Origin of the sequence: Microcystis sp. M31BS1, from assembly GCF_020245285.1 — a bacterium.
GTDB classification, from domain to species: Bacteria; Cyanobacteriota; Cyanobacteriia; order Cyanobacteriales; family Microcystaceae; genus Microcystis; species Microcystis panniformis.
This window is the reverse complement of the sequence record NZ_JADBVE010000071.1, coordinates 1-9,868: the sequence shown is the minus strand read 5'-3', so window position 1 is coordinate 9,868 and position 9,868 is coordinate 1. Positions and strand designations below refer to the sequence as shown.

General features: G+C 35.9%; 15 protein-coding genes and 1 pseudogene. 6 read left to right on the top strand and 10 right to left on the bottom strand.

From position 1 onward, the window contains the following. The first annotated feature begins 32 nt into the window (after positions 1-32). A complete protein-coding gene (locus IM509_RS03960; protein WP_272079466.1) occupies positions 33-299 on the top strand; it encodes a hypothetical protein in 267 nt (88 codons plus the stop codon). A gap of 79 nt (positions 300-378) precedes the next feature. Here IM509_RS03960 and IM509_RS03955 read toward each other — a convergent pair whose 3' ends face one another. The 8 genes from IM509_RS03955 to IM509_RS03920 form a co-directional block, all read right to left on the bottom strand. Next, on the bottom strand, positions 379-3,909 hold the full coding sequence (locus IM509_RS03955) for a CHAT domain-containing protein (RefSeq protein WP_272079465.1): 3,531 nt from the start codon (positions 3,907-3,909) through the stop codon (positions 379-381). Continuing rightward, positions 3,896-5,245 (bottom strand): AAA family ATPase, encoded by a 1,350-nt coding sequence (locus tag IM509_RS03950; RefSeq protein WP_185237771.1) that lies wholly within the window; start codon positions 5,243-5,245, stop codon positions 3,896-3,898. Before IM509_RS03950 ends, IM509_RS03955 begins: the two co-directional genes overlap by 14 nt. Positions 5,246-5,424: 179 nt before the next feature. Continuing rightward, on the bottom strand, positions 5,425-5,694 hold the full coding sequence (locus IM509_RS03945) for a hypothetical protein (protein ID WP_185237770.1): 270 nt from the start codon (positions 5,692-5,694) through the stop codon (positions 5,425-5,427). A gap of 41 nt (positions 5,695-5,735) precedes the next feature. Further along, entirely contained in the window at positions 5,736-6,008 is a 273-nt protein-coding gene (locus IM509_RS03940; protein WP_185237769.1) for a type II toxin-antitoxin system RelE family toxin, read from the bottom strand. After that, positions 5,995-6,207, bottom strand: coding sequence for a RelB antitoxin-like protein (locus IM509_RS03935; RefSeq protein WP_185237768.1), 213 nt, complete (start codon positions 6,205-6,207; stop codon positions 5,995-5,997). The genes IM509_RS03940 and IM509_RS03935 overlap by 14 nt, the downstream gene beginning before the upstream one ends. A 209-nt stretch (positions 6,208-6,416) precedes the next feature. Continuing rightward, positions 6,417-6,731 (bottom strand): HigA family addiction module antitoxin, encoded by a 315-nt coding sequence (locus IM509_RS03930; RefSeq protein WP_036399402.1) that lies wholly within the window; start codon positions 6,729-6,731, stop codon positions 6,417-6,419. A 9-nt stretch (positions 6,732-6,740) separates the two neighbouring features. Next, the gene (locus tag IM509_RS03925) at positions 6,741-7,022 is read right to left on the bottom strand and encodes a type II toxin-antitoxin system RelE/ParE family toxin (protein WP_002740810.1); all 282 of its coding nucleotides are present in this window, start codon (positions 7,020-7,022) and stop codon (positions 6,741-6,743) included. A 296-nt stretch (positions 7,023-7,318) separates the two neighbouring features. After that, positions 7,319-7,477, bottom strand: a complete 159-nt coding sequence (locus tag IM509_RS03920; protein ID WP_167341555.1) for a hypothetical protein — start codon at positions 7,475-7,477, stop codon at positions 7,319-7,321. Positions 7,478-7,639: 162 nt separating this feature from the next. Between IM509_RS03920 and IM509_RS03915 the strand changes: the two genes are divergently transcribed. The 3 genes and pseudogenes from IM509_RS03915 to IM509_RS03905 form a co-directional block, all read left to right on the top strand. Continuing rightward, on the top strand, positions 7,640-7,900 hold the full coding sequence (locus IM509_RS03915; protein WP_002737535.1) for a hypothetical protein: 261 nt from the start codon (positions 7,640-7,642) through the stop codon (positions 7,898-7,900). Further along, positions 7,887-8,219: a PIN domain-containing protein gene (locus IM509_RS03910; RefSeq protein WP_260441339.1), complete on the top strand. Its 333-nt coding sequence runs from the start codon at positions 7,887-7,889 to the stop codon at positions 8,217-8,219. The genes IM509_RS03915 and IM509_RS03910 overlap by 14 nt, the downstream gene beginning before the upstream one ends. A gap of 32 nt (positions 8,220-8,251) precedes the next feature. Then, positions 8,252-8,449, top strand: a pseudogene (locus tag IM509_RS03905) (PIN domain-containing protein); the annotation flags it as partial. A gap of 71 nt (positions 8,450-8,520) precedes the next feature. Here the strand turns inward: IM509_RS03905 and IM509_RS03900 are convergent. Then, positions 8,521-8,868, bottom strand: a complete 348-nt coding sequence (locus tag IM509_RS03900; protein WP_002751511.1) for an HVO_A0114 family putative DNA-binding protein — start codon at positions 8,866-8,868, stop codon at positions 8,521-8,523. Positions 8,869-8,904: 36 nt separating this feature from the next. Next, positions 8,905-9,051, bottom strand: coding sequence for a hypothetical protein (locus IM509_RS03895; protein ID WP_155726632.1), 147 nt, complete (start codon positions 9,049-9,051; stop codon positions 8,905-8,907). Between the two features lie 106 nt (positions 9,052-9,157). Between IM509_RS03895 and IM509_RS03890 the strand changes: the two genes are divergently transcribed. Beyond that, the gene (locus tag IM509_RS03890) at positions 9,158-9,373 is read left to right on the top strand and encodes a RelB antitoxin-like protein (protein ID WP_002786275.1); all 216 of its coding nucleotides are present in this window, start codon (positions 9,158-9,160) and stop codon (positions 9,371-9,373) included. Position 9,374: 1 nt separating this feature from the next. Continuing rightward, on the top strand, positions 9,375-9,644 hold the full coding sequence (locus tag IM509_RS03885; protein ID WP_052277430.1) for a type II toxin-antitoxin system RelE family toxin: 270 nt from the start codon (positions 9,375-9,377) through the stop codon (positions 9,642-9,644). Positions 9,645-9,868 lie beyond the last annotated feature (224 nt).

The following is a 9,868-nucleotide window of genomic DNA, read 5'->3' as shown; positions in this document are numbered from 1 at the left end:
GAACCCTTATAGAGAAAGGCACTTAGCGATTTTTGTCAATTGTTTTTGCTCTAGAGCCAACTAATCAATTAAGTCTCTTACCAGATAAGGATTTAGTCGATTTATGCCCCCCTATCGAACCATACCAAGTAACGAAGAACCAAAAATATTTACCCGCACTTATTCCTACTCTAACAGGTATTATTGTAGGATATTTGATGTGTCCTCCGCAAGTTGCGGAAATTTTATCGGCTATCGTTGCTGTTTATATTATAGATCAGGGACTGGATAAATTTTGTCAAAATTGTTCTGATTCTTAAATCAAAGTGATCCCCCCCAACCCCCCTTAAAAAGGGGGGAGAATACCTCAACTTAATTGTATTCTCAAGGAACAATAGATTAAACCCCTGTAGCGATAAATGCCGTCCAATAATAGGGATTAGCAAAGGGATAGGGTTCACGTTTAACCGCAGCTTCTAATAAGTCTTGGAATTTTCTTCTATCCCGTTTATTCTCAAAAACTCGATCGAGTAATTGCTGGAATTTTTGATTATCTTTAATTCTGGCTAATTTTTTACTGTTCAATGTTTTTAACCAAGTTTGAGTATGATTTAAAACAATAGCGATACTTCCTTCATCTCGGATAGAAATTCGTTTAAGACTGTGATAAAATTTAGTCATAAATAAGGTTGTTGCTAGGGGATCTACTGTCCAAAGGGTACTAACTACACTAGAACTACCTGCAAATAGAAAACCACTGGGTAAACCCACATATTCATCACTAATACTATCAGCTTTACTTTCTATTATACCACTTTCACCAAAACAAAGTGTGACTAAACGGCATTCTCTTAAATCAAATTTCTCAAATACTTCTGCCAAAGTTAGGTTAGCTGATTCTCCTAAGTTACTATCTGGATCTGCTAACATTAAAGCGGAATCTCTAGGGGATTCATTATCAAATTTACCATGACAGGAAAAGTGAAGACAATGGGATGCTTGTAATTCTTGACGACGGTTTTCTAGGGTTTGTTTTGATGCTTCTGATTCACCAATAATAATAGTTTTTTCAGCAGCAAATCCTTGACTAATTCTCTCGATTTCTAGATTTGCTCCTAAGAGTGGTTTTAGGTCTTTTCTGGTGGGATTTTTAATGGCAAAAAGACGAGTAAAGTTTTCTCGCTGTGATAATTTTACCAGTTTTAAGAGTTGGCAACTGGGAACGTATCCTACACCATTAGAAAAGCGTTGATAGAGAAATTGTCCATCTTTTAGGGGTAAACAATGAAGGGTAATAATATGTAAAAACCAATGGGGAATTAGGATGAGACGAGAGCAAGATTTAGGAATCAGTTCTAAAAGTTCATCAATGTGGAGAATTTCTGATAGTTGATTTAAACAATCATTAAGATTATTAATCCACGCGGTTTTATTATTTTCATAAGCATCACGATAATCCTTAATAAAATCAATCAATTTTTCTCGATCTTCTGCTGAAGATTGCCAAACTTTAACCCCTTTCACCTCACTATTCCCCCCTTTTGAAGGGGGGTTAGGGGGGATCAAACCCTCATTAGTAACAATAAACGCCATAATACTATCCCCTGCAATATACCATTCTAAAATAGCAGTATCTTGATCAATCAAGGATTGAATCTCACTTAGAGGAATGCTTTCAACCTTTTGAGTTAAGCTAAAAGTGGGATCTATGGGGGTGATTTCTCGGTCAATTAGTTGATTTAATTCTTGTTTTAATTGATTGAGGTGAGTATAGTCATTTAAGATGGGTTGTCTTTGTTGATCTAGGGGTAAAATTTCTCCCCTATTGCGGGTTTGTTCTTGGATGGCTAACCGTTGTTCTTCGCCAATAATGGCACGACGGAGGCGATCTAATTCGGTAATAATTATTTGGGGGATATTACCTTTAGGATAGATATCTCGTTCCGTAAGCAATTGGACTAGATAGCGAGTTTTGCTACGTTCAACGTATTCTAAAGCGCGATCTGGTTTATTGAGGTTGAGATAGAATTGAACTATACCATAATAAAGGTCTATAGCGGCTGAGAGGATTTCTTGTTGTTGTTGGGGGTTTAATGCTTCTAGTAGGATGATTTCTGACGCTTCGATGGCTAAATTGTAGCCTTTGATAGCGGTTTCCCAGTCTTCGATTAGGTTAGCAGCATTCCCTAAGTTTCGTCCTGTTTGTAAACAGTCTATGGGATAAGCAGTCGGGGTTATTACTTCTAAAGACTGGTTTAAAGCAAAAATAGCTAACTCTAAATTTTCTGCCTTTTCCCCTCTGATACGATCACTATAAGCATTGCCCAGATTATTTTGTGTCATTGCCCATTCATAAGGAAAGCTATCGCGGGTATATACTTCTAATGACAGGTTATAAGCAACAATAGCTAACTCTAAATTTTCTACCCTTTCCCCTCTGATACGATTACTATAAGCATTGCCCAGATTATTTTGTGTCATTGCCCATTCAGAAGGAAAGCTATCACGGGTATATACTTCTAATGACAGGTTATAAGCAACAATAGCTAACTCTAAATTTTCTGCCCTTTCCCCTCTGATGCGCTTATTATAAGCATTCCCCAGATTATTTTGTGTTCCTGCCCATTCATAATGAAAGCTATCACAGGTATATACTTCTAATGACAGGTTATAAGCAACAATAGCTAACTCTAAATTTTCTGCCTTTTCCCCTCTGATACGATCACTATAAGCATTGCCCAGATTATTTTGTGTCATTGCCCATTGTTCAGGAAAGCTATCACGAGTATATACTTCTAATGACTGGTTATAAGCAACAATAGCTAACTCTAAATTATCCGCTCTTTCCCCTCTGATGCGATTACTATAAGCAACCCCCAGATTATTTTGTGTCATTGCCCATTCAGAAGGAAAGCTATCACGGGTATATACTTCTAAAGCAGAATTAAAACAATAGATAGCCCTTTCTAAATTATCAGCTTTACTGCCTTGATTCTTGTCAAGATAAACATTACCTAAACTATTTTGAATTTTAGCCCATTTTTGAGAAAAATTTTGCTCAGAATAAACATTCAAAACCTGTTGATAAATTGTTTCTGCTTCCTCATATTTCTTTAATTTCTTATATACATAACCCAAGGTCTCAAGAGTGGCTACTTTTGTCGGTTCTAATGATGTTATTTGATTACTTAAATTCCAAGCTTCTAGCAAAGATTCTTTCGCTTTTTGTAACTCTCCTCTACGGTAATAAGCAACCCCTAATTGCTGTAAAGTTGTTATCATCATAGATATATTTTTTTCTGCTGAATACTCTGCAAATAATCTAGTTAATAGATCAATTCTTGCTTGAGTTTCTGATACTCCATCTCGTTCAAGAACCCGAGCAAAATTCACAAATTGACGATCAATATTTTTTTCTTCTGGTAGAGATTCAAACTTAAAAATACCTGATTTCCAAGCCCAAAAATCAGGGGCAAATCTAGCAAATCTAGTAATAGTATCGTTTTGTAAACAAAATAATATGGGATAAGGAACATCATAAGTAAAAGCGTCTCTAACAAAATTGAGATTTTGTAAAATAGGGGGATAATCCTTAAATCCGATAGAATTTTCTAATCCTTTGATAATTAACACTTGCTTTTTATCTTCTAAAGGGGGATTTTTAGATAAATAGTTTAAAATTTCATCTAATAAAAAACGCACCTGAGAATCATCTATATTTAAAACAATAAATTGTATATTTTGACATTGAGAATTATTCATTAAACTCTCAACTATCCAGTTAGCTTCCTCATTGCGGTTAACTTCAATAAAGCCAATAGTTAATCCTTCGGCAAAATCAATAAAAGTTAGTAACTCAGCTAATCTCTGCTGATTTTTTACTAAAAATAAACGATGATTAGAAATAGAGAAAGATTTAGTTTCTAACATTTTTTAATACCTTTTTAAAAGCTTGAATAGATTCAACAACTGGATTGATATAGTTCCATCTATCATTACCATTATATTCTAAGGCAGAAGTATTAAATAACATAAGTTGTCCAATTTGATTGTTATTAATTTCCTTGTTTAAATAGACATTTACTAAATGAGTATAATGCTCATCAGGAATGACTCTTTCAAAATCAAATTGTACTTGTTTAATGGCAGTTTGTACGTCTTCACTATCAATTTTAGAGCCGCCTTTTGCATTTGCTGAAGTAATAGCAGTTCTCATCATTTGCATTAGTTGTCTAACATGACCGCCACTAGCTTTAGCTAAACTTAATAAATCATCGTAATTAGCAAAAACATCCTGAACATTAACCCTAACTTCAATTAATTTAGCAACAGCTTTTAAGGCTTCTTCTTGATAGTCTAAATCGGGCTTATTTCTTTGTAAATTGTAGATATTGATCATCGGGACAATATTAGAGTTATCGAAAAAATTATTGACTTTTTTAGCTGAATAGATTGTAGAAATTGGCACAGTATAAATAATATTGCATCCCAAGGCTTGTAACTGTGCTGCATAATCGAAAAATAAATGATCGCCTACTTCTGGTGTTACTCGATCTAAATTGTCGAATATTACTAAAAATCCTTGATATTGAGGAAATTTTTGCTGTAATTTTCTAAACCCATCATCTAGTAAAAAATTTACATCAGCTTGTAAGCGAGAAATATCTTGTTCTAAGGTTTGACGAATTGTTTTTTTACGTTTATCAGACCCTTTAATTTGTGCTAATAATTTCACTAATAATTTAGCTACAAAAGGAATAGGAAAGGGAGAGGAACTAACATCTAAAGTTCCCGACATACTCACAGACTTCTCAACGGTTTCCTCTGTTTCTTCTGTGATATCTTTAAACCAAGCTTCAAAATTACTCAGAAGTTCATCATCAAACTTAATTCCTCGTTGTCTGAGTTCATATTCAATTTGCTTAATTAATACTAAATATAAGTCTATATAACGCGCATCTTCAATGTCAATTTCCCGATCAGCTTCTAAATAAACAATAAAATATTTTTCTTGCCATCTTTCCTGAATTCGCCTTAATTCTGTGCTTTTTCCACAGCCACGATGACCTGTAAATAAAATTGTTGTAAATTTTTCAGGTTCTTGAAATTCAAGAATTGTATCAACTTGACCTATAGCTTTGGTATTGCGAACTTTTGATAAATCAACATAATATCGTTTCATAGCTTCACCCCTTAGAGGATCAAGATTACAAACTCGGTAAGCTTCTTTGAGATTTTTGGCAAGATTAGTTTTGGTCATAGTCATTGAACAATATTATCTGAATAATCATAATTAATTATATTATAGCTTTTCAAAAAATACAATCTCCCTAAATCCAGTATCAGGGGGAACGCATCTTATTTTTGAAAGGTAGGCTGGATAAGGGTTTTCGAGATCATGGTTGATTTTTTCTGAAACGCTGAAAGTCTTATTAGATAAGGAATCTAGAATTTAGATGCGTTTGCCCTAAATCCAGTATTGACCAGTCGAAGGGTGAGAAACTGCCTCAACTGTTGCGCCATATTCCGTAACCAAGCAACAGGATTATGATTTCCTTGTTCTTCTAACCCTGTTGCATAGTTTTCCATCACCTGCAAAAATTGAGGGTCAATCAATTCCTGATTTGCTTGCAGAATATTGGGTTCCTCACCATCAGCACAAGCGAGCAACTGTTCTATTAAATTAACATAAGCTTGTAATCTGGCTTCATCCATAACCGTTGCATTTGAATCAATGAGAAAAAATACTGAAATACTTAAGGAAAAGTTTTGTAAATTTCTCGGCGATGGGCAACTCTTTGACAGATAATCTTTTGATTTTTTTTGTCAAGAGTTAAGCCAACCCTATAATCTCCTATTCTAATTTTATACTTATCTTTGTAGCCTTTCATTTTCTTTAAATACCCTAATTCATAAGGATTATTAGCTTCTAATTCCTCAAAAACAATTAATCTAATATTAGATTGTATATCTTGAGGTAAAGACGCTAATTCTTTTAGAAATCTTTTTGTATATTCAACTTTCCACATTGTTATTGTTGATTGATGCTAGGTATTTTAAGGCTTCTTCCTTGGAAAGAGTTGGATCATTTTCAACTTCTTCAATCATTTTTGCGAGTCCATAATCTTCAAGAATTTCTTCGATTTTTTCAAATTCAGCAATGGGAATCTGAACGGCAATCGTTTTTTGATTGTTGTCTAATACATAGTTTTTGCTGATTTCTAGCATTGATTCCTCCGTCAAGGTTATTTGTGTTTTCAGAAAACCATCATTGTCTTAACTATGATTTTTGTGATTATGTGATGGACTGTGATTTTTTCTAGAGAATCACCATATAATATAATTGGATACAATGAATATTCGTGATTGTCAAGGGCGATTGCTGCCAAATTTGTTTGATATATTCCAAGTTTCTGCCTTAGAACATATCAAACAAATTACTTTTCTGCACAAATAACTGTCATTACAGCAACTTCTTTGTCCAATTGATCTCCTATTTCATCTTCAACAACGTCCAGATCGTAATCCATTTGTAATCCCAGCCAAAATCGCGGTGACATATCAAAATAACGAGCTAACCGAAGAGCTATATCCGCTGTGATAGGCTGCTTTCCGTGAACGATTTCGTTAATACATTGTTCGGGAACTCCAAGAGCCAGAGCTATTTGATTCTGACTAAGGTTCATTGGCTTGATAAATTCCTCTAAAAGAACCTCACCGGGATGAATTGGCATTAGTTTATCTTCATTCATTATTTTACCTCAATGATAATCAACGATTTCTACGTCTAGAGCATCACCGTTTTGCCAGACAAAGCAAATTCGCCATTGATCGTTAACCCGAATGCTATATTGACCTTCCCTGTCACCAACCAGACGTTCCAATCGATTTGCTGGTGGGACACGAAGATCTTGCAGGGTTTCCGCACGATTAAGCATCCGCAATTTTCGCAATGCCACTTGTTGGATATCTAATGGCAATTTACGCGAATGTTTACGTTCAAAAACTTTTTGAGCTTCTTTATCTTTAAAGTTTTGGATCACTCTCTAAACAATTTCTTATCCTACTTTTAAGTATATAACGTAAGGATGCTCCAATGGCAGAACTGGTTGGGGAACAGGCCAGACAGTGACTTCTGCGAATGCGTCTGGGGCCAAGATGACGCGACGACAAATGATCGCGGTAGCCTTCATGTTGGACATACTAACAACACCTTAGCCTGTTGTCAATGTCCCCAACAGTTAAAAACACCTCATATTCTTCTATATTTCTCGCTTGAGGGTTGAGATATTGCCCAAAGTTTTGTGTTAAATAAATCTGCATGGTTATTGTATCCTTATTATTTTAACCCTGTTGCATAGTTTTCCATCACCTGCAAAAAATCGGGATCAATAAATTCCTGATTTGCTTGCAGAATATTATTGAGTTCCTCATCATTAGTACAAGCGAGCAACTGTTCTATTAAATTAACATAAGCTTGGGCGCGTTGTTCGTTCATTGTCTGTACTGTGATTGATGTGATTATGTGATGGACTGTGATTTTTTTTGAGAGAGCGACCGTATAATATAATAAACACTCATGATTGTCAAAGATAACCTAATCATAGTTTATCATTCAATCATTCTAATCATAGTTTAGACATTATTAAGGAGAAAGACTATGGACATCACCATTCATCTTAGCCAAGAACAAAGGGAAAAACTCGCCTACATCCAACAACATAGCGATCAGGATATCACTACCCTGCTCAATCAAGTTATTGAGCAACAATATACCAAACTACACCCGCGTAACTCAGATCCCCTTAAAGTGCTGAAAGAAAGCGGTTTTATTGGGTGTGGACAAGGTTCGCCCGATCTTTCTACTAATTATAAAACTATTCTGAAGGAAGAATGGTCAGCCAAACATGATTATAGTTGATACAGGCTTCTGGTTGGCTCTCGCCAATGAGCAAGATAATCATCATCAGCAAGCACAGCTTGTAATTCAAAGATTGCGAGAACCCCTAATAACAACCTGGTGTGTTGTCACCGAAACTTGTTACCTTTTGCTAACTTGTCTCGGTAATCATGCTCAATTGCTATTTATCCAAAATTTCTTAGCAGGTGGTTTTGAAGTATTTGAGTTACAATCAAATCGGCTCTTCTGGTTTCTGTGTGGAAACGAGGTCTATACTGATAGTTTATTCCGCCAAATAGCACTAAAAGTCTTGCCTGATAAGCATTTCACGATTCCATAAGCAAAAATTATCACACAAAGTCGAGAAGAGCCTCAAATCATGTTAGACGAATGCAACAACTTATGAAACGTTATGAAGATATACCAATGGATCTAGCTGATGCTTCATTAGTAGTATTAGCTGAAAACTTAGGGCATGGGAAAATTTTAACGTCAGATCGCCGCGATTTTTCAATCTATCGCTGGCAGGATACCCATACTTTTCAAAATCTATTCTTAGGATATCCTTAATAATTTCGAGAGAATGATAATACTTTTGCTTCAGGTATCCTCTTTATTGGCGATCGCTGCTAATCTGGCGATCAAACGGCTTGCAACATGAATTCAACCTTGATCGCTTCAAACGGGAACTCTACACTCCCATCTGCTACACGACTCAGAATACCGACATTTAAAAGTGCCGTAATATCTCCATGTACTGCTTTAACATCCCGATGTACTCGCCTCGCCGCCTCACGGATAGAAATGGGGCCAGCACCGCACATAGCTTTGAGGAGTTCCCACCGCTTGGCAGTCAGAACTTTCCAGAGAAGTTCGGGGGTAGCAAAACTGATACGAACTTCTTTTTCTGCTCGACCCGTTTTCATCGCTTGAACGGCATCGGCAAGGGTGTCAGTCAAGGAGCGAACTTCAAGAACGACCGTGTTCATAATTTCACCTCAAAATGTCAGAGTTGAAGTCGGCCATCAATTGGTCTGGCGAAGAGAAAGCATAAAGAGACTCCACACCATCGAAATGACGGTGATCGCCTGTTCAATTAAATTAACATAAGTTTGTAATTTGGCTTCATCCATAACCGTACCCTTCAACCCCAAACTACCCTTAAAAGTCATTATACATCAGAATTTATGGCGCTACTTGTTATTATTTGGTATATTATTGTATAGTTTCCCACAAAATGCCGGGAGATATAAAACTAATGATAATCCGAAGCGTTAAATGTTAGAAATTGAGTACCTGAGAGATACAAATGGTGAACTAACAGGGGTTGTTATCCCTATTAAAGTGTGGAAACAAATCTTTCCTGAAGCGGAAATTGCCTTAGATGAGTTATCGGATAGATTAGAAGATTATTGTCTAAGTCAAGCAATGGATGAAGCGATGTCAACCCCTTTATTAGACCGTCAAACAGCATTACAATATCTGGAGGAATAATTTGGAAGTTGAGTATCGCCAATTATTTTTAAAAGATTTAAAGAAGTTGAAAAAACAACCTATATATGATCAAATCGTCGATATTGCTTTTGAAAGACTCCCCTTAGCTATCAATTTGGAGGTTTTAAGTAATATTAAGGCGATGAAGGGTTATCCTAATCGTTATCGTATTCGTGTTGGTGACTATCGTATCGGAATAGAAGTACAAGGAAATAAGGTAGAAATGATGCGTGTTCTACATCGACGGGATTTTTATCGCTATTTTCCCTAATTTTAATTGGGTTCCTCATCATCAGTACAAGCAAGCAACTGTTCAATTAAATTAACATAAGCTTGGGCGCGTTGTTCATTCATCGCTGACTGACGGACACAAGTGGGTCAAAACCTGACAAGACAAGGGTTGCCAAAAAGAAAAATATCTGGGTAGATAGGGAAAAAGCAAGAATCCCTACAAGATGAAAACCGAGAACAGAATCTTCTCCCAAGTTTATTCCT